At 60.7% G+C, this 24,389-nt stretch carries 31 protein-coding genes; 19 read left to right on the top strand and 12 right to left on the bottom strand.

Annotation, left to right across the window (positions count from 1 at the left end):
• Positions 1 to 278 precede the first annotated feature (278 nt).
• The 3 genes from SB822_RS02000 (at position 279) to SB822_RS01990 (ending at position 1,962) form a co-directional block, all read left to right on the top strand.
• A complete protein-coding gene (locus SB822_RS02000) occupies positions 279 to 701 on the top strand; it encodes a hypothetical protein (protein WP_410853945.1) in 423 nt (140 codons plus the stop codon).
• Between the two features lie 26 nt (positions 702 to 727).
• Positions 728 to 1,633 (top strand): hypothetical protein, encoded by a 906-nt coding sequence (locus SB822_RS01995; protein WP_410853944.1) that lies wholly within the window; start codon positions 728 to 730, stop codon positions 1,631 to 1,633.
• Between the two features lie 95 nt (positions 1,634 to 1,728).
• Positions 1,729 to 1,962 (top strand): hypothetical protein, encoded by a 234-nt coding sequence (locus SB822_RS01990; protein WP_410853943.1) that lies wholly within the window; start codon positions 1,729 to 1,731, stop codon positions 1,960 to 1,962.
• 331 nt (positions 1,963 to 2,293) lie between these two features.
• On the opposite strand, the gene SB822_RS01985 is transcribed toward SB822_RS01990, so the two are convergent.
• From SB822_RS01985 to SB822_RS01970, 4 genes are read right to left on the bottom strand one after another with little or no spacing between them, the layout of a single operon-like run.
• Positions 2,294 to 3,199 (bottom strand): hypothetical protein, encoded by a 906-nt coding sequence (locus SB822_RS01985; protein WP_410853942.1) that lies wholly within the window; start codon positions 3,197 to 3,199, stop codon positions 2,294 to 2,296.
• On the bottom strand, positions 3,196 to 3,696 hold the full coding sequence (locus SB822_RS01980) for a hypothetical protein (protein ID WP_410853941.1): 501 nt from the start codon (positions 3,694 to 3,696) through the stop codon (positions 3,196 to 3,198). The genes SB822_RS01985 and SB822_RS01980 overlap by 4 nt, the downstream gene beginning before the upstream one ends.
• 2 nt (positions 3,697 to 3,698) lie before the next feature.
• On the bottom strand, positions 3,699 to 4,529 hold the full coding sequence (locus SB822_RS01975) for a hypothetical protein (protein WP_410853940.1): 831 nt from the start codon (positions 4,527 to 4,529) through the stop codon (positions 3,699 to 3,701).
• 11 nt (positions 4,530 to 4,540) lie between these two features.
• The gene (locus SB822_RS01970; RefSeq protein ID WP_410853939.1) at positions 4,541 to 5,629 is read right to left on the bottom strand and encodes a hypothetical protein; all 1,089 of its coding nucleotides are present in this window, start codon (positions 5,627 to 5,629) and stop codon (positions 4,541 to 4,543) included.
• Positions 5,630 to 5,828: 199 nt separating this feature from the next.
• Between SB822_RS01970 and SB822_RS01965 the strand changes: the two genes are divergently transcribed.
• On the top strand, positions 5,829 to 6,233 hold the full coding sequence (locus SB822_RS01965) for a hypothetical protein (protein WP_410853938.1): 405 nt from the start codon (positions 5,829 to 5,831) through the stop codon (positions 6,231 to 6,233).
• 77 nt (positions 6,234 to 6,310) lie between these two features.
• On the opposite strand, the gene SB822_RS01960 is transcribed toward SB822_RS01965, so the two are convergent.
• The 3 genes from SB822_RS01960 to SB822_RS01950 all read right to left on the bottom strand — a co-directional run bounded on the left by SB822_RS01960 (position 6,311) and on the right by SB822_RS01950 (position 9,159).
• Positions 6,311 to 6,718, bottom strand: coding sequence for a hypothetical protein (locus tag SB822_RS01960; RefSeq protein ID WP_410853937.1), 408 nt, complete (start codon positions 6,716 to 6,718; stop codon positions 6,311 to 6,313).
• On the bottom strand, positions 6,715 to 7,638 hold the full coding sequence (locus SB822_RS01955) for a hypothetical protein (protein ID WP_410853936.1): 924 nt from the start codon (positions 7,636 to 7,638) through the stop codon (positions 6,715 to 6,717). The genes SB822_RS01960 and SB822_RS01955 overlap by 4 nt, the downstream gene beginning before the upstream one ends.
• Positions 7,639 to 8,028: 390 nt before the next feature.
• Entirely contained in the window at positions 8,029 to 9,159 is a 1,131-nt protein-coding gene (locus SB822_RS01950; RefSeq protein ID WP_410853935.1) for a hypothetical protein, read from the bottom strand.
• A 377-nt stretch (positions 9,160 to 9,536) separates the two neighbouring features.
• Here SB822_RS01950 and SB822_RS01945 point away from each other — a divergent pair, with 377 nt between their 5' ends.
• The 8 genes from SB822_RS01945 (at position 9,537) to SB822_RS01910 (ending at position 13,936) form a co-directional block, all read left to right on the top strand.
• Positions 9,537 to 9,806, top strand: coding sequence for a hypothetical protein (locus SB822_RS01945; protein ID WP_410853934.1), 270 nt, complete (start codon positions 9,537 to 9,539; stop codon positions 9,804 to 9,806).
• A gap of 131 nt (positions 9,807 to 9,937) precedes the next feature.
• On the top strand, positions 9,938 to 11,101 hold the full coding sequence (locus SB822_RS01940; RefSeq protein ID WP_410853933.1) for a hypothetical protein: 1,164 nt from the start codon (positions 9,938 to 9,940) through the stop codon (positions 11,099 to 11,101).
• Positions 11,102 to 11,209: 108 nt separating this feature from the next.
• Entirely contained in the window at positions 11,210 to 11,485 is a 276-nt protein-coding gene (locus tag SB822_RS01935) for a hypothetical protein (protein ID WP_410853932.1), read from the top strand.
• Between the two features lie 366 nt (positions 11,486 to 11,851).
• Positions 11,852 to 12,172: a hypothetical protein gene (locus tag SB822_RS01930; RefSeq protein WP_410853931.1), complete on the top strand. Its 321-nt coding sequence runs from the start codon at positions 11,852 to 11,854 to the stop codon at positions 12,170 to 12,172.
• 32 nt (positions 12,173 to 12,204) lie between these two features.
• The gene (locus tag SB822_RS01925; protein ID WP_410853930.1) at positions 12,205 to 12,414 is read left to right on the top strand and encodes a hypothetical protein; all 210 of its coding nucleotides are present in this window, start codon (positions 12,205 to 12,207) and stop codon (positions 12,412 to 12,414) included.
• Positions 12,401 to 12,619 carry a hypothetical protein gene (locus tag SB822_RS01920; protein ID WP_410853929.1) on the top strand — a complete coding sequence of 73 codons (219 nt, stop codon included), beginning with the start codon at positions 12,401 to 12,403 and terminating at the stop codon, positions 12,617 to 12,619. The genes SB822_RS01925 and SB822_RS01920 overlap by 14 nt, the downstream gene beginning before the upstream one ends.
• 250 nt (positions 12,620 to 12,869) lie before the next feature.
• Entirely contained in the window at positions 12,870 to 13,079 is a 210-nt protein-coding gene (locus SB822_RS01915) for a hypothetical protein (protein WP_410853928.1), read from the top strand.
• 278 nt (positions 13,080 to 13,357) lie between these two features.
• Complete coding sequence (locus SB822_RS01910; protein WP_410853927.1) at positions 13,358 to 13,936, top strand: hypothetical protein; 579 nt, start codon at positions 13,358 to 13,360, stop codon at positions 13,934 to 13,936.
• Positions 13,937 to 14,223: 287 nt separating this feature from the next.
• On the opposite strand, the gene SB822_RS01905 is transcribed toward SB822_RS01910, so the two are convergent.
• Both SB822_RS01905 and SB822_RS01900 read right to left on the bottom strand, forming a co-directional pair.
• Positions 14,224 to 15,078, bottom strand: coding sequence for a DUF6685 family protein (locus tag SB822_RS01905; protein ID WP_410853926.1), 855 nt, complete (start codon positions 15,076 to 15,078; stop codon positions 14,224 to 14,226).
• A 228-nt stretch (positions 15,079 to 15,306) separates the two neighbouring features.
• Positions 15,307 to 16,095, bottom strand: a complete 789-nt coding sequence (locus tag SB822_RS01900) for a hypothetical protein (protein WP_410853925.1) — start codon at positions 16,093 to 16,095, stop codon at positions 15,307 to 15,309.
• 382 nt (positions 16,096 to 16,477) lie between these two features.
• Between SB822_RS01900 and SB822_RS01895 the strand changes: the two genes are divergently transcribed.
• From SB822_RS01895 to SB822_RS01865, 7 genes are all read left to right on the top strand, one after another.
• Positions 16,478 to 17,359, top strand: coding sequence for a hypothetical protein (locus SB822_RS01895; RefSeq protein WP_410853924.1), 882 nt, complete (start codon positions 16,478 to 16,480; stop codon positions 17,357 to 17,359).
• A gap of 180 nt (positions 17,360 to 17,539) precedes the next feature.
• Positions 17,540 to 18,028 carry a hypothetical protein gene (locus SB822_RS01890; RefSeq protein ID WP_410853923.1) on the top strand — a complete coding sequence of 163 codons (489 nt, stop codon included), beginning with the start codon at positions 17,540 to 17,542 and terminating at the stop codon, positions 18,026 to 18,028.
• 26 nt (positions 18,029 to 18,054) lie between these two features.
• Positions 18,055 to 18,240, top strand: coding sequence for a hypothetical protein (locus SB822_RS01885; protein WP_410853922.1), 186 nt, complete (start codon positions 18,055 to 18,057; stop codon positions 18,238 to 18,240).
• Between the two features lie 351 nt (positions 18,241 to 18,591).
• Positions 18,592 to 19,038, top strand: coding sequence for a hypothetical protein (locus tag SB822_RS01880; protein ID WP_410853921.1), 447 nt, complete (start codon positions 18,592 to 18,594; stop codon positions 19,036 to 19,038).
• 296 nt (positions 19,039 to 19,334) lie between these two features.
• The gene (locus tag SB822_RS01875; protein WP_410853920.1) at positions 19,335 to 19,568 is read left to right on the top strand and encodes a hypothetical protein; all 234 of its coding nucleotides are present in this window, start codon (positions 19,335 to 19,337) and stop codon (positions 19,566 to 19,568) included.
• A 693-nt stretch (positions 19,569 to 20,261) separates the two neighbouring features.
• A complete protein-coding gene (locus SB822_RS01870; protein WP_410853919.1) occupies positions 20,262 to 20,645 on the top strand; it encodes a hypothetical protein in 384 nt (127 codons plus the stop codon).
• 15 nt (positions 20,646 to 20,660) lie between these two features.
• Positions 20,661 to 21,059: a hypothetical protein gene (locus SB822_RS01865; RefSeq protein ID WP_410853918.1), complete on the top strand. Its 399-nt coding sequence runs from the start codon at positions 20,661 to 20,663 to the stop codon at positions 21,057 to 21,059.
• Positions 21,060 to 21,101: 42 nt separating this feature from the next.
• Here SB822_RS01865 and SB822_RS01860 read toward each other — a convergent pair whose 3' ends face one another.
• The 3 genes from SB822_RS01860 to SB822_RS01850 form a co-directional block, all read right to left on the bottom strand.
• On the bottom strand, positions 21,102 to 21,944 hold the full coding sequence (locus tag SB822_RS01860) for a hypothetical protein (RefSeq protein WP_410853917.1): 843 nt from the start codon (positions 21,942 to 21,944) through the stop codon (positions 21,102 to 21,104).
• Between the two features lie 61 nt (positions 21,945 to 22,005).
• Positions 22,006 to 22,257: a hypothetical protein gene (locus SB822_RS01855; RefSeq protein WP_410853916.1), complete on the bottom strand. Its 252-nt coding sequence runs from the start codon at positions 22,255 to 22,257 to the stop codon at positions 22,006 to 22,008.
• A gap of 399 nt (positions 22,258 to 22,656) precedes the next feature.
• Entirely contained in the window at positions 22,657 to 23,838 is a 1,182-nt protein-coding gene (locus tag SB822_RS01850) for a hypothetical protein (RefSeq protein ID WP_410853915.1), read from the bottom strand.
• Positions 23,839 to 24,389 lie beyond the last annotated feature (551 nt).

Here is a 24,389-nt window from a genome sequence, read left to right as displayed (position 1 = left end):
AGGATTGAACATGAAACGCGGCTTATGACTGGCTGAAACCGCGCTTACCGTTGCGGTTGAAATGATGAAAAAACAGGCTTTGTTGATCGCGCTAACGAGCGCCGCGGGCTATGCGCACTCGAGCGATGTGGTTGTTGTCAAGGATACTCGCCAGTACGCGACAAACACGGCGTCCCTTGACCAGACCGACAACTGTTCGATCGCTTCGGACCCGGATCACCCAAAAGGCCGCGCTGGTTTTGAATCGGGATCATGCCCTTTGATGGGCGGAGAGGACAATGGAAGAGAATCGTTCGCTATCTGGACTCACGCACCTGCTTCTTGATCGCGATCAAATTGAGAACGATGTAAGAGCGCCTTATTTCTCTGCCGGACTCCGCTACGCCTTGCTCTTTGCCGATGCACTCGTGCAGGTGCTTGACACCGACTTCGGCGTCACGATTTCGGCATTTTCGAATGCAAAGGATTCTGGCCTGTTCTTTCATAACGAGATCGACAGGCGAGCAGCGAAGGTCATGTCGCATCCGGTGGCCGGGGGTGTAATGCTCTTTGTAGGGTCGTCGGAGGACTTTGAGTTTCCCTCTCGGTTTGCGAAGGATTACCTCCGGCCCATCTGCTTCGAAGAGGAAGAGATCGGTAGGTACGCGCGTGAGATTGCGCCGCATTTCTCGAAGGCGAACCCGCCGGTCAGTTTTGAGTGAACGGCGGTTCGTCGATGGAAGATGAGATGAAAGTTACCGGCAGCGAATCAGAAGGATCAGGTTATCTCCCTATGAACACACAGTCAGAAACGCGCCCGAGCGCACATGAGCCGGAGCGAAAGGCTACGTCCCATACTGCTGTGCTCGATCCCGACCGCCGGAAAGACACGGGGCTGAAATCCGGGCTGATCACGAAGGAAGATGCATTGCGCATGGCCTACTATTCGGGCGTCACGTTTCACGGTCACGCGGCCTTGGCCTCACTGCGACTGGGGGACGAGATCGTTTTCTATGAGGTCGCACTTGACGGGCGGATATATCGGGCGCTTGCACGCCCGGTATCCGGCCAAAGCCCGCGTGTCGCTCGTCACGATCAGCAGTACGAGCTCGCGCGCGCGTGGGCTCCTGGCCTTCGGTCGGACGGCTTGATGCTAGCGCCACCCGCAGCCATCCCGAATACGCCGCGCGCTCTGGTTCAGGAGATTCAGGAAATCACCGGTCTTCCTGTCGATGACATCGTCGAGCGGGCATACAGCATCTTGAACTATCGCCGGCACAACGGCGCGAAGTATCCCGAGACAATGGAGCCAAAGGGCTACAGCTTCAGGGAACTGCTCCTCATGTCGGTCGACGAGAGCGGCAACCTGAAAACGCTCTATGAAACGCCGGCTGGCGTGAGTCCCGAAAAATGGACCAATTTCCTCCGCATTCTCGATCGACAGGAGCGTGAGCCGCTTCGGCAGTATGCCGTTTCCGGCATGGCGATAGCAGAGTATGGAGAGTCGGGGGCGGCAGCGATACGCGCGGCCCTGGTGTTGCGCGACGGGCACCTGCGCGCTTCACCGCCAGCATCGTACCTGCCGTTCACCGAACGTTTCCCGCTTGCCGACCACCAGAAGCTGGAACGGACCGTCGGTGGATCCCGACGGTGACGTGACCAGGGCCGGAGGGGGAGGGCGACAAAGCGCGTCTGGACCCACAGCGGCACCGAAAACCGGACTGAGCCAACAACGCGAAGGATAGCTCCGTGGCGTCGACCACTTACCACATTCACATCTCAATCTCGACCTTGCTTGCAATGCCCGACGAGGAACTTGCGGAGACGCTCGTTCCAGGAACGGGCCCAGAGCTGCGCGCGATGCTGGAGCGAATGAAAGCGGCTGGGAAAACTGTCTTTACGGGTGACAACTGCGATCGGCAGGACGCCAAAGGCGGGTGTATGGGGCATGCCCGGAACGAGCAGTTAGAAGACAAGCACTGAGTGATCTTGACCTAACCACGATGACGCGCGAAAAAATGGCATCGTGGCGTCCGGTACTTTGGGGATTCAGTCGGCCGGTGGTTGAGAGTCTACGAAGCCCGCGTGCGTGAGGTCAACGGTCAGACTGCTGTCCGTCGTGTCCTTTCCTGCGTACTTCTTCGCCCACCTTCTGCGCTGCGTCGGCGTTCTCTTGCCGCATGCACGCTCGTGGCGTCGCTTCCACACCTTGCATAGACCCTGCATATCGCGGTTGAAAATCGTGAACAGGCGAAACTCCGCGCCACAGTGGTTGCAACGGGCAAAGCCGGTGTTGTTCAGCCCCATATCGGTCTCATTCAGAAAATGCGCTGGTCACGAGTTCGCCGTCACGCTCGGTTCTGGCAGTCCTTTCGCGCGCCGCCCATCGTTCGTCGAGTGCGTCGCGCCGGGGCATATACGGTTGCCGAAGCACAGGAAAGCGGACTGAAATCGGTCCCGCCGCAGACAACCGCGCGACCAGCGCCTCACACCAGTTGTCCATCTGCTTGCGAGAGGTAGTTTTGGAGGGATCAGGCACCGGCCCGATTGCGTGAAGGAACGCGTCCCAGCGTGTCGCACGCCCGTTCTGTCCTGGCCGAATGAAGGTCGCTAGCGTGAAAAGTCCGGCGTCATCGACGCGGCCAACGAACACGCCCCTGCCGGCCGGCAACGCGACCTGTTGCCATTGTTCGCGCGCCGCGACAGGCGCAAGGAACGATGCGAGCACCGCTGCGCCCAGCAACTCACCTTTGACGTTCCGGTGATCTTGTTCCCCGCTACGCTGCATGCAACGAGCGAGCGCGTGTGGGCGAATGACAGCGACCGTAAGTGATTGGGGCACAGGAATGCTGCTGGCCGCGATCATTTCCGACACACGGATTCCTTCGACCGGATCGCCCAGGACGGACAACAGGCGGACCTGGAGGATACCTCCATCGCTGATGACGCGCGCATGCATGCCGTGCCTTGCCATGCGTGGGAGGGCCTTTTGCTCAACGAACCGGCGAAACTCGCGGGCGCTCAGACCATTGCCCATCCGCAGAAGGGTCGGGAGCATGTCGGCCTGTGCTCTGCGTTCGAGGGACTGGGCGGTCGCGGGACGCATGAAGTCATACTCAAGCGCGCGTCGGGCGGAGCCTTCCGCAACGCGAGGATCGACGTATTCGCCGGGCGCGATGTCTGGCGAACCTGCGCCATATGTTTCCGATCTATTGCTCACTTCGCGAGCCCCTCGACTGGAGAAGCCGACGTGTGTCGGTAGGCACTATCACGCTCACGTTGGCGCACGACCCCGAGTGAGGCGTTTGTCCGAGCCTGTTCGTTTGGCGCGCTGCCGTTACCACCGGGGTGCAGGCAGCGCGCGACCTCGTCTTCGGTCCGTCCAAAGTGCGCGCGTGCGTCCTCCTCGGTATGAAAGACGTCTCCGCAATGAAAGCACCGCCACTCAAGCTCGGCCCTCACGCCGCGTCGCGCCATCACCAGCGGGTTATGGTGACACTCCCACGCCTGATGACCGCTGTCATGGCATATCGCGCAATTCTGCCCGTCTGGCGCCAGTTGCGATCTCGCGGCCTCGAGATCCCGGATCGCTTCGTCGTACTCCGCAGCCGTGATCAAACCGGAACCGCCCCGGTGAACAACGGAAGCAGGAATGGTCGGGCGCTCGCCGCGAGCGGTGGCGTTGCACGGGTCAAACATGATCTTTGTGTCGGACATGATCAGGCCACCGCATGGATGTGCCGGTCCTCAGGACGGGCAGCCGAGGCGCGCGCCTGATCCCAGATGGTGTCGTCCGGGTCAGGGGTGTATTCGTGCGAGTCCATCAGAAACGGGAATCGGGCCGCCACTCCGCCGCCTACTTTGGCTGCCTCAAACACTGCCGCGATCGCTGGTCCACAATGAGTGTCCGCCTGCACCGCAGCCACCGCCTCCTTAAAAAACTCGCGGTATCCTGACCAGCGCGACGTGCGTCCGTTCTGCCCTGGGCAGAAGTATGTTTGCATGACCGCAAAGCCTTTTGACAGGTTTCCAACGAAAATGCCAGAAGGCGTTGGCAGACCAACCTGTGTCCAGTTTTCGGCGGCCGCGGCACCGAGCAGCGGTAGAGCAAATGCCGCCGCGGCGTTCACTTCCAGCGCGATCTCCGGGAGGCTGAGGACACCGTTGCGCTGCATACACCGGGCGAGAGCGTGCGGCTCAAAGCGCATCAACAAAAAATCGTGCGAGCACCGGTCGCCCGCCGTCCAGACCAGCCGCTTCAGCTGGACTCCGCGATCGTCCTGCGTGAAGTAGAGCGCGCCGATAATTCCGCCGATCGTATTGTTCGATTCATTGCCGACAAAAGGCACGGCTCCCATACGCCTGAGTTCGGGAATGGCTTTGCGTTGAAGACGCCGTGCATACTCCCGGCTTCCCAATCTGCTGCTTCCCTCCATTACCCGGTTTACTGAGGCGATGAGGTCCTGTGTGCGTCCTCTGCCATGCAGAATGGGCATTTCAGCCAGTTCGAACCTGGTTTTGCCGTGGGCGACCCGAGGGTCAATGTACATAGTGGTCCCTCTCATTCAGTCAGGATTTTGCTCGGCGCTGTGCGCGCGCCGCGGGCCGCTGTCGACGCACTCCGGGCCGCCGGGGTACCGTCGCGACTCGGTGTCAACGAGGTGTCGCGCAGACGGGTCTCCCATTTCGGATCCACCTCAGTCCACGTGCTCAAGAGCGCTCCCAGTCGATCGATCCCGGATTGCCCGTCCGGGGTTGCCATGTCGTCGAGTAGACGAGCAATCTGGCGAGCGTGTTCGCCGTCGCGCGTGGTATGCGCCGAAGCATCCAGCAGGAACCGCACGAAGCTCATCGCTTTCGCGATGACTAGCGCCTGTTCGTCGTCGACCGGCAGGTCGCGCACCAATGGGAGTTTGAGCAGCCACGTCGCGTCGAGCCTGAATTGCCTTGGCGACATGCTCAGGTTGTCGACCACTTCGATATCGCGCGCGACGCCTTCTAGTCGCTTTGCAATCTCGCGTATCCGGCGAACAGGCGATACATCGAGCGCAAGCAGTTCGCCGATCACCCGCGCGTCCTCCGCATCGAGCGGGACGCTCCCGCTCTCCCAGTCACGCGCCGCCAGCGAGCGCAGATAGCGTCGAAGCGGCCCGTCAGCGAGCATTACGGGTTCGCGTGTCATGTCGGTCAAGAACGCTATCAGGTCCCGTTTGCGCTCACGGATGGTCGTCCCGGATCGCGTCTGTATCGCCGCATCTACGTACGCCTCCAGCAGCTCTTCGAACCGCTTGATCGACCGGGGCGCTGCGGAGCTGGCGTTACCTGATATCGCGAACGGCTCCGCCTGTGCCGTAGCCGGGAGGGCGGCGCCAGCCTGATAGCGTCGCGCGCTCAATTCTGTCCTTTGCAACGCATCCTCGACATTGACGTATGCTGCGCCGATCTTGACGCTCAGGAGATGCAGGAGATCGGCCTCCCGTATGACCCATTCGCGTGCTTCGCTCATATGTGCCCTTTGGATTTTTTGGTGCGCGTGTTCAGTCATTCGATTTTCAAGGCGGCGGCTGGCAATACAAGTTGGCGATGGTGTAAAGGGCGGACGAGAGATGAAGCGACCCGAAAACAGCTGCAGACAATCGGCGGCAGTCATGTCTATTTCGGCTGCGGTTTTGATTTGTTCAGAGCGATCGCATCAAAGGAGGCATCAAAGGAGACCAGTCACACGCACACCGGGAAATGCGACATGGCGTGATAACACGCGCCTTTGCTCTGAACAGAAGGGGAAATCAGACCGATAAAGGCGCAAGAGACCGGGTCTTAGCCCGGATCCGCGGCACGGCCGGCGGCGCGTGCTGATTCTGAAGATGAGGGGGAAGGAATTGAGGATACTGATCGCCGTTGCGCTTGCGCTCGTAACGGGCGCCGCCGGGGCTGCCGGAAGCGGGCGCTATGTAGTCACCGGTAGCGACGCACTCACATCGACGCTTGTTTCGAGATGGGCCGCGCTCGACGGCCGGGCCGTCAGATGGGAAGCGTCGAGCGACTTCACACTGCACGATGCGGCAAGGTTGAACGAAAAAGCACAGCTTGCTGACGCGGCGAGCCTTGAAGACGCGTTCAACCGGCTGTCGAAGATCGAGCTTGCCGAGAAGCCTGATGGGCCGGTTTTATTCGCCTGTTCGTATAAGGGTGGGCCAGTCGCGCTGGAAGTGCGTGAGGTTGGACAGTCCGGGTGCGGCAAGCCGCAAAACTGAGGCGGAACACGTGTGGCGCTTTCGGTGCTGCGGTCGGTCGACGCTGCAACGCGGGCCCCGGGGCGCTAGTCGACACTTCACGAAGACGTGCCGCTCTCGCCCGACTCCCTCAGTTCCTGGATCGTGATGTTCAGATCCTGGATAATCTGCAATGAGCGGGAGTACCTGCGGTACAACGCAGCGACGTCGCGCAACGCTTTCGTGTCGAGCTCTGGTTTAACCGGATCCGTCGGGTTCCAGTACCCGCAGGCGGCCGAGACGATTGCGGACAACTGGAGGACGTGCCTGTCATCCCGTTCCGACCGCGTGAAGCGAAGATTCCATGCCGCAATTGCCTCATTGCGGGTTGGCCGGCGAATCGTGACGCAAAAAACTGTGCACGAAATCTCCCACACAGTCTGCCCGCCCGCGCGCTCGACGCTTTCAGGCTGGCGCGCCCGCGCGCCGCAAAACGGGCAGGGTTCGAGCTCGACCGGTACGCTCATCGCTGGGCCTGCGGTTCTGCGGAACTGGATGTGGTCGCCGCAGATGCCTCGCCGGCGCGGGCTTTTAGAGCATTGATCGCCTCGATAATCGGCTCGGCGCCTGTGTCCTCCGGGTCCAGACCCAGCGCCGCATTGATCGACGCGATGTCCGCGCATGCGTCGCCAAGCATGCGCTTCATGGAGGCCAGCTCGACGGCTTGCGCGTCCGCAAGCATCTGCTGGCCGGGCGTACCGGGCCTTTCAGACGGGGCGGTGCTGGCGGCCGCCAGCGAACCGACCGAACGGCGATCATTGGGAACACTGCTCGCCGAAGGCAGTCTGCTGGCAACGGTGGCGGCCTCAACGGCTGAGCGGAACGCGAGCGCGGTGGCTCGCATCCATGTATCAACCTGATCGGGAGAGGAAAAGCCGCGCTCTTTCATCAGCGCCAGCTTACGCGTCGGGCTCGTGAGGCCTTGGCGTATGACTTCCTCGCTGCAAAGCCGGAGAAACGCCTCGTCAGCGACCTGTAGCGCGCGGGCCTTGCTGGCGAAATCGAGCATGTCCTGCTGATCCCAAAGCGGCTGCTGGAGGTGATCCTCAGAATGCGCGTAGGGCTCGGGCAGGGCAGGCAAGCCGCGCGTCAACGCACCCGGGTGCAGGGTCGTCGTCGGATCGCCGGTCGGCGCCGTGGCCGCGCAGCGCTCGCGCCGGGCAAGGGCAGCACGAGCCTTTTGTCGCGCGAACGCGTCCTCTTCCTCGTGTGCGCCTCGAGTGATCAGCAGGGAGAGACGCTGCTCGCATTCGCGGAGGGCGTCGAGCAGATCCCCTTCGTGCGTCGCGCGTTCCATCCATGCCAACAGCATGTCCTGGGTTTCCATGTGCCCACGCTGGATCGCGCGTCGGGAGATCCAGTGTCTGAAAGTAGTGCGCTCGTTCATCGGTTCGACTCCAGATTGGTGACACGGTTGCGGTCTGTGCCTGTGCTTCCGCAACCGCTTTGGTTTCGGTGGCGCGCGCCGGGCGAACGGCGTTGCCTTCTCCTGGCGCGACGACAAGTGTTCGTAGGACGCGCGCTCCCGGACGGACTTGGCCCTTGGCGCCTCAATCTCCCGACTCGAGAGCCCGCGCGAGGTGCGCGTCGGAGCCCGGCGGTGCGGCCGGCTTCTCCGGCACGAACACGACCTGGCTGAGCGTGCGCAAGCAAAACAGGCAGTGACCCTCGCCCCATTTGCGCCCGCTCCAGCGATGGCGCTCGCCTACGGGCTTGCCTGTCTTGGGACTGCGGCCGCCCAAGGCGCCGCAGGACATGACGACGGGTCGTTGGCGGCTCATGCGTTGCCCCGTGGCAAAGAAGACGTGCCGCCTGGGCCTACGTCGTCTGTCGCTTTGCCCTGTACGCGCGAGCCAACGCGTTGCCGAAAGTCATATAGGGCCGCGCGTGGGTTGGCGGCATAGAAATCCACTGCCGCCCGGACGTCGACGTCCGTACCGGCGGTGTCATCCGGTGCGCCTGCAGTACGCACGGTGGCGCGTTTTGCCACGTCGAGCGCCAGAGCGACGATGCGTTCGTCGAGGGCGGGGGGCTCGCCGTTGCCAATGAGGGGGACATCGTGCTCACCAGCAAGGGCAATTACGAATTCGCGGTCGATGTGCCCAATTCGCGCGGCGCCGGCGAAGGCCACCGCCGCGTTAATCGAATTCGTCATTTCATCAATCACATGTTGAAGCGAGACAGCCAGATCATCCGTGCTCGGCGAGTGTGCCGCCGTGGCGAGCTGGTCGCGCCATCGACGCGTAGCATGCGTACGCGCGCTACGTGCGTCCCCGTAGAGTGCGAGCGTTGGGTAGTGTTTCGGGCGATCGCCCTTGTCAAGAAATTCGACCGTGTTTGCCCAGAGAGGGCCGGTTCGTGGATGAATGGGCACGTGCGCGAGTGGCTTGGAGATGGCCGCGGCGCCCTCGGCGATGCCAATGGCTGCCGCCGTGTTCAGTTCGGCCCGGCACGCGGCCTCGATGTCGTCGAGCGCGGCCAGTTCGTGTTCTATGTAGCCAGCGTCCACCGCATTCTCGCAGGCATCGTCGCAATCCCGGCTGCCTGCGTCCACGTGGTCATCTACGGCGAAGGACCTGTCCGGGCGCGCCTGCACATCTGCGGACCTGATCAGGTTGCGAAAAGAGGCGATGTGCGTGCTGACCATCTCCGCGAGCGACGAATGACCGGCATAGAGTGTTGCGCGCGGTTGCAGCATGATTGACAGGATCTGGGCAGACTCGAGCACGAGACGATAGGTGCATTCCGCGCGATGTCCCGTCGCTTCTGCGCCGCGTACGCCGCACGTGCATGGGGTGCTACCGATCGCTGCGTTAAACACAGCGGTGGCATGGGCTTCGGTAAGAGTCCACGCGGGCGTGCTGGCGCGCCTGGTCGTACTGGCAGCTGGTTGCTGAATGGTTGTCATGTGATGCCTCGCAAGAGAAAGAAACGGGTTCCGGTACGGACAATCTAGAGCGGGTATCGCGCGAGGCAAGCCGCGCGTTGGTCCACAGATCCCGGCTCGGGCGATGGGCCAAGCAAAGCCCCGTATGGGTCATGATCGGTAGTGGCACGGGAAAATTCAGGGTGCCGGCGAAGCTCGGTGAATTTTTTTTGCGTCGACGCGAGGCCGGGACCTTGCACATGGCTGCATGGCACCGCGACGCGAGATTTTTTTTGCGGTGCGATCTGAACAACACGGGCCGTGCAACCGATATGGCTGCCATGGGGATGGCGATTTGACTCGCATGTGCCCATCCGATCGCTCACCCGGGCGGTCCGGAGTCTTCGTCAAGGGATGGTATGAACACCATTTTTCGCAGCTTCTTCTACGCGTTCGGCGCGATCATGATCTGGGCGCTTTATTCAATGGACCCGAACACAGCCACGTTCAAGGACGTTTTGCAGATTCTGCACCTCAAGCAGTTCTGGGGCCTTGTGGAACTGCTCGCCCTGTGCCTCTTCGCCGTCCAGTTCATGTTTTCCGGCAACCTCGACCCAGCGTTCGAGGATCTGTTCGATCGGCTCTTCAGGGTAGGTGGGCAAGTCGCGCGGACCGGACGGAGAAGGTAATTGGCACAACGTGGCCGCAAGCGGGCCGGGGCTCGCTGTAGCTCGCATCACGCCTGTGTCAGCCTGTACGCCTTCCCCGATCAGGGGCGCACAGCGCGCCGCCTGTCTTCTACTTCGCCGGGACGCTAGCAATGACGAACGCCACTCAGGACCTCAGCCACGACGCGCAAGTCGTGGCGATCGCAACGAGCTTGCTGGCCGCACTCAAGGAACCTGAGTTCGGATTGCTCTGTGAAGCCTTTGACGCAATCTTCGACCTGTTTCTGCTACATCCGGAAACGAACCTGACGCGGCTTGCCTCGGTTCCTGAGTTGCACCGCCTTCGCGAAGCAGCCAAGACATACGCGCGGGAACGTCAGGCGGAACTGGATCGCGCCGACGCGCATGCAAGGTGGTTGGCAGAGCTTCCATCCGCTGCAGATCTGATGGCGCAGGTGAGCGCGGCAGGCGACCGGTTCGAGTTCGAGGGCTACACGCTTTGGCCTGAGAACGGGGGCTGGTCGCTCACAAACGCTTACGGGGTCGACAACTGTGCATTCCTATCGGTGAAGGGGGATTTCGAGTGGCTGCTGGACTCGGTCCGCCGCGGAGAGGACCTGGGCCCGATCCCGCCATACTGCCAGGAGCCCGACGATGATTCCCCTGATTCCCGGGAGTCGAGGTTCGAAGCATGCCTCGACGCGGCGTCGGACCTTCTGGGCAGACTGTGCCCGCAGGAACGTACGATCGGCGTACCAGCCGTCGTGGGGTTCGACGCGGAGGATCTGTTCAGTCTCTCGCTGAACGCGCGAGTCGAGTCGGCGCTCATGTGGCTGCGGGTCACGGGAGGAGAGGTCGGCAGCGAGGCATTCGACAGGCACAGGGCGAAAGCCTGGGCGTTCGCCGCGCGCGCGGGCTATCTGCACCCTGAGGCGTCACTGCCCAACCTCCTGAGGGATGACACGGAGCTCGAGGAGGCGTGGGCGTTTGGAGTCGGCGTACGCCAGTCCGAGCGGCGCGCAACCGTCGAAGAGCTTGAGCGCGTGCGCAAAGGTCTGGAGAGCGAGCGCCTCATCGCGCTGCGTGACTGGTGCGCGCTCGGCTTGCCTACGCCGGAGGCGCTGTTTGAATCCCTTCGTTGCGGGGAGCGCGTTAGTGTAGCCGGCCATGGCGTCTGGCTCGAAGACGGCGTTGTCTGGTACGAGAACCCTTATGGCCAGGATGGCGCGCTCGGTTCTGACCTGAAGCCCGGCGACCTGGTGGATTTTCTCGGCGATATGGCCCGTGGCGAAGAGTATGGACCCGTGCCATATTGATAGAGGACAGCACGTCCATCGCTATGGGCGTGGCTCGTTTTGTTGAAAGTGGCGCGCAAGCGCTCCGGAAAGCAGGCCGGAAGCCCTGCAAAATCAAGGAAGTACAAGATGGATCGTGGTATCAAGGACGAGGCATTCGTCCGTAAAGCACTGGAAGTCGCAACGAACGAGAACGGCCGCTGGATCGCCAACCAGGCATGTTTCAACGGCCTGGCTGACTCACCCTTCGACGAGACCGCGAAAGCTGGGATGGTGACAGCTGTTGCCGTGTTCAAGGAGCAGGGTAAGCTCAAAGACGAGCATCTGGCGGCAGCACACGCTATCCGTACTGTTGGAGACGCGCGCGCGCTGATCGACGTGGTCAGCCCGCTGGTCCACGACTAAGCCCACAGACCCGACCGGGGCAGTTCTCCCGGTTGAGGAGTGTCGGGATCTAGGCATGTTCCCGACACTTCCTGATGCGGATAGTGTGAGTCACCCACACAATGTTTTCACCTGGATCGCGTTGATCGGATCCCACACCAGCTGCAGGAATAGACGCGCAAAGGCACGCCTTGAAAGCGACCAACCAGAGAAGCCTGAAACGGCCCGCGTGCCGAGAGTGTGCCAAAGCACTGTGTGGCACGCCGGTTGTGGTCGCGTTATCCATCCGGGCGAAAAATATCTGAAAGTGCTGGCTCCGGGGCTTAGCGGTTTCGGGGTCTGCGCTGATTGCGCGGAGCGGGAACTGAAAATCGCGGAAAGCAAAACATGTCGGAACACCACACTCTCTTGAGCTTCGCCTGTGACCTCGCGTTCCTTTGGGGTTGGCTCGCACTCTACGGGCGTGCCGTTCCGAATAGCGGTGGTCATCGAATCGCGGGCGTCGCTGGCTGGCTGTTGGCGCTGGTCGGCTATCTTGAGCTAAGCGCGAGTATCTTCACCCGATCGGACGCGTCTTACCACTTCAACGCTTGGGCGATGCCGCTTGATGTGTTCGAGAAATTCGGCGTGCTTGCTGTGATCACTGCCGCCGCGCTCATCGTTCTCGCCAATTGCTGCACGCGCCGCCGCGCGGTCACGACGGATTGATGGCCAACACAACGGGAAACTAGGGGAAACCAATGAGTAAGGCGATACAAGTATCTCTGAACGCCGAGCGCCTACCGCGCTGGAAAGACAGTCTGAGCTTTGCAGTCCTTGGACTCACTGTGTTGCTGGTCGTGTTGCTGTCGAAGGGTACGGATGCTGCACTGTGGTTCGGAATCCGTTGGGGCGGATTGACGGCATTGTTGCTGGTGCTGACGGCGTTGCGTCAACGTGGGCGCGGCTGACACCATGGAAAATGCGAGGATGATTTCCAACCGGTTCAAAGCGGACGCGTGCCGCGTCGTTTTGGTGACGGGCGGCTTTATCGGTGGTGCCGCACTGAATCTCGGGTTGCCTCAGTGGGCGATATCGGGGATCGGCGCGGGCGTGGCGGCGGGGGTATTCATCGGCCAGCGCACCGTCTGGAATCGCGTTTTCAAAGTCGCGTAGCCAAGAAAAAATGTATGCATAACCCGAAGCGTTCGGATGCGAGAGCGGTTGCAAACGTAATCGCGTTGTCTGAATCGTGGCCGCGTAGGTTTCGAGTGCTTAACGCACTACCGACCCCATGCTAGGAGAAGAAAATGTACAGTTTGTTCAAGAGAGCGGGCAGCAAATACTGTTCGGTGCGTCAGTGTGAGCGTTGGCACACAACGGAGGGCGACTGCGTCGTTGGTATCAATGTGTTTGGAGACGCCTGATGTCGAGCACCCTCCTCAAAGCCCCGCCGCTGGGCTTGCGGCCGCGTTACATCGCATCCGAAGAACGCGCGATCGAAATCGTAGCGGCCTGTAAGCGCTACGACGATGCAGGCAAGACGATTCCGTCGGAGTGGGTGGAAGAACTCACGGAGCTCAATGAATGGCTCGAAGACCACGGCTATGCGCCGCATGAGTTCACACCGCGCTAATTGTAACTCGCCAGCTTGTCTCATCTGGTGTTCTTTGTGGTCTTCGCTAGTGACGCTGCAGTTCCCCGGCGCGATCGGGCAATATGCGATTTTCAGTAAGGGCATGGAGTCCGCGTCGGAGTGGATGGCAAAAGGCGGTTGCGAAGGTGGTTCGTCTAACTCTTAGCTGCGATGTGCATCTCGCGCGCGGCGGACTGCTTTCTCTGCATGCTGGAAGACCAGCGCGGAAACCTCGGTACATCGTCCGCGATAGCGCGTGACGGCATAGGAAAATTGCGATGGATTTGGCGGTTGTGCTGGAGGCTCGCGTGCAATGGGCGCTTGCAACCTATGCCTGTGATCCCGAAGCGACGGGCGACTACACAGAGTACGGTACGAAGATGGAGCGGGCCGAGGAACTCGCCTACACGGCAGGCTCGGTCTACCCGCATGCGTCGGTTCCACATCTGTTTGCTGACGTTCCTTTTTTGCGCGGAATTTTCGAGCAGGCCGCTGCGGAGATGTTGGACATGTTGGCGGAAATACAGGCAGAAGTCGAGGAAGAACGCCAACGGCATGAACGCAAGGCCGAACGCTTGCGCAAGCGGGAGCGGGTTAATGTCCTTGTCGCTGCCAACGATTGGGCCGCACTATATTTGCCGACACCAGAAGAATTGACGGCTACCCTTTCGGCAGGGGAGAGCGCGACGGTCAACGGCCACTTCGTTGACTACGACAGCGAAGATGGCATGACGTGGTACACGAACCCATACGGCATCGACGGCGTACTTTTCAATGGACCGCCGACTGTCGACGGCGTGCGGTCGTTTCTCACGGATATGGCACGCGGAATTGCATATGGGCCGTCACCCGACTAGGGAAGGAAAATCCTATTAGGACCATTGGACTGCACGTCTGGCCACGACCGCGACCGTTCCGAAGGTATCTACGGCGCCCAGGCGACCGTTAGCCTGATGTAGACCGCGTTCAGCCCATCGGATGAACGGGAGCATATCGAGCGCGCGACGGGCTTGTTGCGCGACGCTTGCGGGGAACTGTGGGACGCTCTGCTCGCGCATGCCTCACGCATATACGCGGCCTCTCCCGATCTGTGTAGCCACGCCCACTCCGTTAGCGCCGGCCGCGCGCGTTGGCGGCGCGCACGTCAATCGAACATTCGGGGAAATCTGCCCGCGAGCGCGGCACGATTCGCGCGCTGATCAGACAGACACGCCGCCAGCCATGGCCCGGCGTCGGCGAGTTCTGCGCGGCTTAAAGCATCGATGACCAGATTCACACCGTCGTGAGACTTAGGCAGGAAAATCAGTGTCTCGTCAGGGGCGATCGCTTCGGGCACGTCGCGGGCATAGCATCGTCCAGTCAGGAGGGCCACGACTTTGACGAGCTTTGCCGAGATATGCCTTGGGATGAGGAATATCGTGAAGCTTTCGAGCAGCCACTCGATCGCAGGCTCGTTCAGTTCGATAAAGTTCAGGTGTGCGGTCAGGGTGACAGCGACTCCGTTCGTAGCCGCAATGTAGGCGGCGCCAGCGAAGTGGTGCGAGCCGCCCGCGTTTTGCAGAAAGAGCCGACCATCCCATAGACGCACGCCAACAGAGTCGGTAGGCTCGCGACCGATGATTCGTACCTCACGGTGGTCGAGCATGCGGATCAGCCCATCAGTGTCGATTGACTCGTGCATGTGCGTCACGTAGTCATGGCCGAAGGCACGAATCGAAGGGAAAACGACGCGATCCCGTTGACTGTGACCGATCGCGTCAACGTCGCGGATATCGAATGAAAAGTGATGCACGCTACGGTGGAGCGCGAGTTTGCCCGCTGGACAGGCGAGCCGTGCGCCCCGACACGCGATGCCGTGCGCGACAATACCGTCGAGCGTGAAAGGGCCGTCGCCATACGCATCCATAAAATCGACGAAGACCATTGAGTCGTAGAAGATCCCGGGCATCCTCGTTCCAGGCAGGCGAGACTTGGCCTCATGCGGAATTGACGCCAGCATGCGCTCGAGCTGAATCCACGCAGTCATGCGAGCCCGTACCGTCGGACTTGGGCGGTTGAGCACGCGTCGCCACGCGCTCCACGATTCCCGCCGGCGGATGCTCGCTGGAAGGCGGTTTAATTCGTCTTCTGTAACGGGCGATGTAAGGTTCTCTGTCATCTGGGGCGTGCGTAAGAGGGCGGAAGAATCGGGCTTTCGTGCGGCGCAGGTCCGCGCGTCCGGGCAACGCTAGCGCAACGCCCGCACTTGCGCTCTCAGGTGGGCGAGGCTCGCGTCAAGCTTCGTCGCATCGGTCTTCGTCGACAGGGCCTCGCGCGGCTTGCGGCCGAGAAAATATGCGATCCGTTCGGCGTTCGCGCCTGATGGATGCGGTAATCCGTCCAGGACACGACCACCGGGCAGGACGCCGCGCTGGACGAGCCAGCCGAGGCCCTCGCTGACCTTTGGACCCAATGGTACAAAAACCGCGTGCCGCAGCAAGCGCGCTTCTTCGGTGAAGTGCGCTTCAATCTGTCGCTGGAGAAAAGGCGTACGGATCATCGACGGCGTGCCTGAATAGTTGGCTTCGTCGACAAACACGGGATGGCGCAAGATCGAGGTCGTCTGTATCAGGTGGGCTGCGCGGTTAAAGAGGGCGTCGCAGCTCGAGAGTCCAAGCCACTCCGCCACGCCTATATGGTCGAGTAATGCGACGAGGTTTGGCCGCATTGTGCCGCTAAATGCGCCCGTCTGTTTGGCGGCGCGAAGCGCGGTACTGGCGGGCGCGCCAGCGCGGATATGGATCTGAGCCTCCCGGATTGCGTTGACCCACTGGGTAAATCCCGGCGTGATGCCGACCACCACGAGGCGCGCGTCCGGATTGACGTGGTCAAAAGGAATATAGTTGCAACGCAGTGGCCCCTCTTCGTCAAGGCGGATCGATGCTGGTATATGCGCAGGTACCTTGATTCGGGTGAGGTCGAGCGCCTCAATGGTCGCGGCGTACTGTTCGAAAAGAGTGCTGTTACTGGTCGACATGGGATTGGCAAATTGTCCTGGCGCAGCGTACTTTACGCTGATGCCACAGGCCTGCAAACAACCTGGCTCGGGATCTGAACAAAGTGTGGATGCAGCCGATACTAGGTGTGAGGCGCTGCTGTCTGCAGACGCAGTGACGGTAGGCAGCGACGGTAGGCAGCGACGACAGTGAGCAAGGAGTTCGCATGATGGGCATCGTTGAAGACAAAGGCCGTACGCGAATCCGTCGCAAAGCGGGCGCTCACGATGGCCGCTCGCGCTGGTGGCAGCGGCTGCTTGCGCGAGCGGTACGCCTTGTGGCCGGCTTCCCCAAGTCACACTGAAGAGCCGGGCAGCGCCGACGAAACCCGCGCAAAAGCGCATATCACGAGACGAAGGCTTGATGGATAGTCAATTTTTCACACAGAAGCTGGTCGCCGAGGCTGAATCGGGCGTTTTCCGGATCGGTCCCAACGCGGCGGTGTCCAGCCACGGTCTGATGGTGGACGGGGAGGTGCGCGAGCTTCGCCACATCGAAGAATTCAAAACGGTTGTTTTCAATTCATCGGCCGCCGTCTGCACAACTCTCGCGATGCTCTTTTCTGAGCCTGTCACCGCGCCGGACGGAAAAGGTGATGCTGTTCCGTCCAGGGTGTCCGCCTGGGAGCACTACAACCTCCACGCAATGAAGGTGCATATCGGCGGCGCGGACGTAGTTGAGAGCGGGAAAGTCGTACTGCAATGGTGTCTGCTGGCGCAGCTCGTCGCGGCCCTCACCGAACACGAAGTCGCGAGATCAACGGACTTTCTGCCGATCAGCCTTCTCCTGGATCAGGGTGGCCAGTCACTGGCGATGTCCGTAGGCGACTGGAAGCGTTACGATCACTGGCGCCGTGTTGGGCACATGCTGGCGTTGGAGGCGGGGCGACTAAGCCGTGATCCTCGACCCGCAGCCATTTCGGTCACTATCCCATGGCCGGAGGAGCTGGGCGTCAATCTGGGCGTTTCGGAAAAGGCATTTCGCGCCGCCGTCCGGATCGCGGGTGATGTTCTCGTCGACGCGGCAGGAGACCGCATGACGTCATTGCTGTCTGTCGGCAACCACTATGTGCGATCGCCCACCCCATCCGATCTAGTCGAACACTTCGATCTAAAGGCTGGGAACAGTCACAATGCGCAGCTTCAGCTAAACATGTGGGACGTTGTGTTTCGCGCCAGCAGGCTCGTGTGGGACGCTGACGCCCGGAAACGGCAATACTGTTTCAGGCCGCAGCACCGCGGCTGACGGGAGCGCCCAGATGTTCGGGGATGCCTCTTTTTCGTTTGCAATTGTGGCTTGTCGACGTTGGGGGCTACCGGATCAGGATCGCGTCCTTGTAGGTCGGCAAAATATTTTGCTGGGTAGGTCTGAATTTCGGTGCCGCGCAACCGATAACGATTCCATCTGGACACGTCAGGGCAAACGATGGATCGGGAGCAGATTCTTTACACCGGGATTTACTGTGGCGGCCTCTACGCGCTGTGGCGTGTGATTCTGACCGTTTTCTATCCATTCGTTTCCGGTTCGCTCTGGCAAAACCTGATCGGGCCTGCGATCGTTAAGAGATGGCCGACGGCTGGTCAAAGCGAGGACAAGTCGAGGCCATCTTACTTGCCGGGTGATGACGGAGAGCCGCTGGTCGTCGCGTTCGGGCTCTTTCCCGCGCCGATCGACTATGTCACACACGGAATCCGCGACGGATTGCTGCTCGGGCTGCTCTGCGCGCTGCTGCCTGAGCTCTATCTGCCGGGTCTGATGACGTTTGTGCTCGCTATCGTGATCATCAAGCACGTCCTGCGCATCTACGCTGCCCATGGATCTGTCGTTACCGATCGGCTTATATGGGGAGGACGGGAGATCCTGATGTATGTGGGCGCGGTGCTCGCGCTTCAGTCGACGCACTTCATTCGGTGATGTTCAAAAGCCAGAAAGGGTAAGCAATGAGAGGTTCGATTTTCGAGCGCATGATCAGCGTCCCATCGCTGCAGCCCCTTAGTCCGGACAGCCAGCGAGAAATGGATGGTTTCTTCGAGCGTGTCCGCACAGAGGTGGTTCCGATTATCGTCAAAGAGGTGACGGATCGCGAGCGGCGTGCGGTCGAAGCCCGAAAGATGTTTATTCGCTGACATTGAAATGATCGGCGGTTCGGTGTGCTGCCCCCACAGCGATCACACTCAGGAAAACAGTTGATGAAGTCACTTACAGATTTCGAAAGCGCATGCAAAGAACACCTGGTGGTGTTCCCGTCGAGTGCCGTCCAGGATGCGGCATTAAATCTGCTCAGCGCGGTCTCACCGCAAGTCACGCCGCCCGCGCCGCGGTTCGATTGCGCCACGTTTCGCGCCCCCCGGTCAATCCGGCTTTTTCGTAAAGCGGCGTGCCACTTGCATGGCCTTCTCGCCCAACGTGCCTCCCAGGAGCGTGCGAGGCGCCTGCGAAGTGTATCGTTTCAATGACAGCCACCTGGAGCCTACGCTATGCGAATCATTGTTCATTCTCAGTCGAGGGGCACGCTCCTCGGGTTTTCAGGGCTGGCGGGCTGGGTGTTCTTTTCGAAAGATCCCGGCGATGCAACCGCTCGCGAGAGGGCGAAGCAGACCGCCCTGACCTTCAGGGATGAGGCGGACGCGCGTACCTTCATCGATCGGAGGCACGGCTATACGGACATCGACGCAGCTGAACGGTTCCCCGCCGATCTGACCTTTGTCCCAGTTGAAACGGATCTGGAGTACGCGCCGGTAGATGTCTGCGTCGCCGCTGGCGTGCCCCGGTGGAATGCGCCGGAAGTTGCCCAGGCCCGAATGGCGAACGTCGAATTGACGGAGTCCAGGGTGGGTCACTCGATCCTGTTTGGGACGACGATGTCGAGCAAGTCGGCGTTTCTTGCTGGGTTGATCGCGATGGGCCATATCAAGGAAAAGTAGTCTGGCAGGCGATGAAAAACCTGCGGCTCATGGTCTGGCCGACCGTAGACGGACGAAGATGCTGGGGACTGCTAGAGCGATAAGTCCGGGACACCGCTGCGTGCATGGAGGTACACGACCCGAGTGCCATGCCAGAGGCGGGAGGTGGTCGCAGACGCCGGTTTCGCAAGCCCGTGCATTCGTTGCAGTACGTAACCGGCTTTCAGTCCAATCGGCGGGAATTGAAGTCACGCTTCGCAATGGAAGTTGAGTTTTGGCAATACACGTCGCTTGTCTAGCGGCATCAGATTCAGGCAATGGAACAGTATTTCGTATCAAGACGCAGTGCGGTCAGAAGAATCGTCGCCGAACGACAGGCGCTGATCAAGGACCAGGAGCAACGCTCGTTCACCGTTTCTCGCGACAATATCGATGCTCGGCTCGCAGAACTGTCGCGACTCCTCGTCGACGTCCGGGCGGCGCGTTTGGTTGATATTCAGGTGCCTACTGCCGGTGGTGGCAGGGTGCGACTCCTGGTGACCGTCGAGTAGCACGAACCGTGTTGCTGCTCTGAACAATCGCCAGCCGCTTCCGATAATGGCAGTAGCGCGCCGTGGCGCGTGGCCAAGAAAAGGCAACTATTTGAATCTGGCGCATTCGCGTCCCGAACGGCCGGCAGCCGAAGGAATACACACAAGATGAGTAGAAGCGTCACGTTTTTGCCAATGTCGCGCACCGCCGCCGAGACCGCGCAGTACGCGTCGCTGGCGCTCACTCATGCGGAATGTCTGAAGGTCATGGGCAGCGACGCCTCTTGCCGAACGACCCTCGTCGACAATTCGTGTCGCGCGTCTACTGGAGCTCCCGTGAAGAAGGAGAGGGCGTGAAGGGTAGCTTGGGCTTATTCCTCGAGGCCCTGTTCGCGATCCTCGGATTTCTCGCCCTCGTCGGCGGCTTTCCGCTCACTCTGTACATCATGTGGCGCACAGGGTACGCAGCGTGGTTCTCGAAAGAATCTGTCGACCACCCGCTGGTCGTCGGGGCCGTCCTCGCGATTAGCGGATTGCTCCTTGCGAAGGGCTTGCGCCGAACGTTCGGGGGAAGTCGATAGTATCCGGCCCGCGCGCGTACCGCGCAGAGTTTCACGGCACCTGTTGGTCAGGTCTGGATAAGAAGCGGGATGAGGCAGCAGGGTGAACTGGGCTCCCTGGCGCGCTGCTGCGAGTTAAGTGGGGATGGGGTAGATGAGCGAAGAGACTTCGCTATTCGACATCGGGCCGGGCGACTATCTTCCGACGCAGGCTGACGCACGGGCGCTCGACTGGGTAACGCGTGCACACCAGACGCTCGCTTCTGTCTTCGGTCAGAACAAGATCGCCGCAGTCGCGAAGACACATCGTCTCTCCGGGGTGCAGCGCGTGCAATGCCTGGTAACCGGAATCGATGCGACGAACCGTGACAAACGCACACACGTCAGGATAACGCTAGCTTGCGACGGTACTGTTGACCTCTCGGACGTGACAGAGGCGCGGGTGCCGGATCTGGTCGATGCCTTGTGGCTAGTCGCGTACCTCGGCGAGGCGCTGAAGATCGACATCACGTGTCCGAACCTCGAAGTACCGTTCTAATAGGGGAGACTGAACATGCTGCATCTGGCGCGAGCCCTCACACCGCGCAGTTTGGTGCGCCGCCTCGCGTTGGGGCGGTGGGATTATTCGACGGCACACATCCTCGAACTGGGATTTGTGCAATCCTTCACCGGCCGCAAGTTCGTTTTAACGCGGGCCCCGACTTTCTTCTGGAACCGCCGTGAATGGACACTGTCCGCGGTTCAGGCAGGCGGCAACGTCACGACGGTCGATATCACCGCGGCGAGGGGCGAATTGCTGGCGACGGTGTTTGTCGGTGAAATCGGCGCGGGCGCGCGCGATAGACGAGTGCAGTCGTTGCGCGTACCCGACGAATCGCTACTGGAAGAACGTCAGAGTGGCTGGCGCGCGGCAGAGATGATTCTTCTTCGTATCGCGGATCAACCGATGTAGCCCGCGCGCAGTACCGGCGCCGGTACTGCGCTGTGGCTCGGGTTATCGATCGAGGTTTGGATCGTATTCGGGAAAGAGACAGGCGCCCCCAAAACGGACGTCTGCCGGAAGACTGGAAGGAGCGACGGGCTCGCCGACCTTGTAGGCGTCTGCGGCCAAGGGAGTTCCATCGCTCGAATAGAACCGGCACCCGGAATATGCGAGACGAACGGCGCGCGCATAGTAGCCGGTACCAAGGCGATAGAAGGGGCCTACGCTTTCCTTGCTAACGAAAGTGGGTGTCACGTCCATATCGTTCGACCTGATCCGCGCCTCGTTGCTCTGGATGCGATACATAGCGACATACTCTCGTACCGACGGAAACACGTAGATGGCGCACGCGGCGATCAGGATCACCGAGGCGACCGTGCGGCGCCAGCGTCCATCCAGATTGGCACCATCATCGGATGGAATGACCCGGCCGAGCAGCAACCAGCCAGGAAAAAGTACGGCAACCGCGGCGATGGAAATCAGTACCCAGCTTTGTGCCGTCCAGTGCTCCGCAGCAACTTTGCCGTCGGACCAGACACGTTCCGCGTGCATCGTCCGCACGGAGGATCCGTTTGGGCCGGTGATGACAAAGGCTCGGTGTAACGCGTCGCCCTTGACTATCGCATCGGCATATACGCACCCGCCGGATGACAGTTGGTCAGCGTGTTCTATCAGACCGGCTGCGCAGCGGCGGCTATCAGATACGTCCACCCAACCACGCTCACGAACGGTTGAATACTGCAGCGCGGTGAGTGCGGCGATCGCGATGGCGAGGCGCGCAAACAACGCAACCCAGTCCGAGAAGCGCGTCTTAACGGTGGACAGTCGGTGGGTAACGCCATCTGCTGTGGACATCAGAGGTATCTCGCTGTAATGGTCGTAAATCAAGGGTTTCGTCCCGACGCCTTATGTGCCGTCACTCCCCGGGCGTGGCATCGAACAGATCTGCAGTCCTGGTGTCGACGGCGTCCGTGCCACCGGTAAGCGATTTCTGTTTGCGCGCTTTACGCTTCTTCGGTTTGCCAAAAATGTCCTCGGCAGTGAAGTGGAACTCAGCGACGGCTGAACGTATCTGCACAAGGGTTTCCGCGGCCTCAGCGGCGCGGGCTTTTTCAATTTGCGCATTGAGGTCGCGCAGTTCAGCTAGAAGTTGAGGATAAGTTGCCATCAGTCGGAGCTTCGTCAGTAGGGCGTACGCGGCTCAATGGTCTGTCCCCATCTCGTTCGTAATACGCCCCCGGTGTGGCCTTCTGGCCCAAGACGGGCATTGTACGAAATTCCACGCACGCGGAAGTGCCGCCCGGCTCACCCGCTGGTGATGCGGCACGTATCGCAAGCGTATTTGCGCCGGCGGCGCGCGCAACCCTTTCGTCCAGTTAGATCTGCGTGACGCATCAATTTAAGCGGGTTGAGGTGAGTGGTGAGCTTTTTCAGGAGAGCTCATCGTACTGGGAGGACAGCACCGGCCAGTGGGGCTGCGCCAAATTATCCTGATGGCGAATGGTGAGGATTTCCAGGAGTCGAAGCATCCAGGAGGCAACACCCGACTCCCGGGCAATGGCAAGGCTCAGTCGCTCGGCGATTGGTCAGCAGAGTGCGATGCGACAAAACAGATGATCCTGATCGCCCCTATGGGCCGCGGGTCATCGATATCAAAGACCTCGGCCAGATGATGGCGCATGTAGGCGAGCGGCGGCAATTCAGCGACATCAAACTTTGCCCACACGCTGATTGTCTCGCCCGACCACGTGCTTAGCGCCATCGAGCCGTCTCCGCGCTCATATGCGACCACGGCGCCTAAGCCACGCATGATCGCTTTGGAGGATTTGCTACCGCAAACGGGGGGCGGCGACAGATACCGGGCCCGACGATCGGGATCGAATTCCGCAGGCTCCGCCACCTCGATCTGTGTCTGGATTGCCCATGCGCTCCGGTACTCGGGGGGATCTTCGAGGCTAAACGCAGGTGCCTTTTGTGGCCCAGACTTACCAGCGATCACGATCAGCCCCTGTTGAACCTGACTGCCGTTGAGCTGCCTGGCCAGGTTCTTCAACATACGGCCAAGGTCGCGGTGGAGCGTGTAGTAAACGAGCCTGTCTTCGACACGATAGTTTTCGAGTGGCCCGAATCCGAAAGTGCGAGCCCCAACGTTGAAGCTGATTATCGTGTCGAAAAGACCAGCGATCTCCGCTGCCGCAATCGCGTGCCGCCGGACTTCGGGGACGTCCGGCGGCAATTCAGGAAATAGCTTATCGAGCTCGGCGGAATCCGCGGACACGAGGAGAGAGCCCAACGCTTCAGAAACGTCCTCGGATAGCGGGCGACGGGCCTGAATCAATCGGATGAGTAACTCTCTGCGTGGTTCTGCGAGACCGTACGGTGCCAGGGCCTTGCGCAAGACGTGGGCGTCTCGCGTCGCGTCGAAGGGAATGACCTGGATGTCGTCGATGATGTCCTCACCATTCTCGACCGGTGTGAACGATATCTGACTGGCGGGCGCTTGCACGTAGCCTAGTTCATTCAGCCGCTGACGGAATCGGGAAACCGAGACGTGGCGATACTGGGCATGCTTTCGGTCCGCGAACGGCGCCGCCAACGCCAGTTTCGCACTGAACGATGCCCACGTATTGAAACCGAGCGCGCTCGAGAGTGCTTCCAGCACGTGTCCGTGCTTAACGTCAGGAAGTTGCTTGAGGGAGTACTTCTTCAGACGGCGCACGGGGCCGCCGTGCAGATGAATCGCGGTCATCTCGAAACCTTTTGATAGTGGTCAACATGCCGGCGATTACATGTGACCTGTAGCAAAAGGTCGAATGACGCAAAAAGAGGGTAAGCCGCCTGTTTAACCCGCCGGCAGGTTTGGATGGCATCCAGAGACGATGATAGCAAGGGCGCGTGACCTCGGCAATCGGACGGGTGCGGGGCCGGTGGCGGTCGCCATGTGAAAGATTTTTGACGTCGGGACTGAATTTAGTGCGAATTCAACCGATTGATCAGTTATCAGGCTGACCGAGGCCGATACATCAGGAGCGCCCCAAGGAATGAGCAATTTTTCTATTTTTCTGACTGTGGCTACTTTCGCGTTTTGTGCACTCGCCATCGCCGGTCTCACCGGCGTCGCGGCATTTGTGGCGATCGCCCGGGCCAGTTGTGGCAGAACGTCTCGTGAGAGAATTCATCGAAAAGCATCTGGTTCGTAGTAGCCGCCTGGCGGCAGCGCGAAGTCGTGAAGCCGACCGTTCTCGATCTCGACGGTGAGCCGCACGCCCCTGACGCACTATGCCGCGCCCGACCACAGCG

Origin of the sequence: Paraburkholderia sp. SIMBA_054 (genome assembly GCF_046534875.1) — a bacterium.
Lineage (GTDB): Bacteria > Pseudomonadota > Gammaproteobacteria > Burkholderiales > Burkholderiaceae > Paraburkholderia > Paraburkholderia hospita.
The sequence above is the reverse complement of the archived record's forward strand: the minus strand, read 5'-3'. Positions and strand labels throughout refer to the sequence as shown.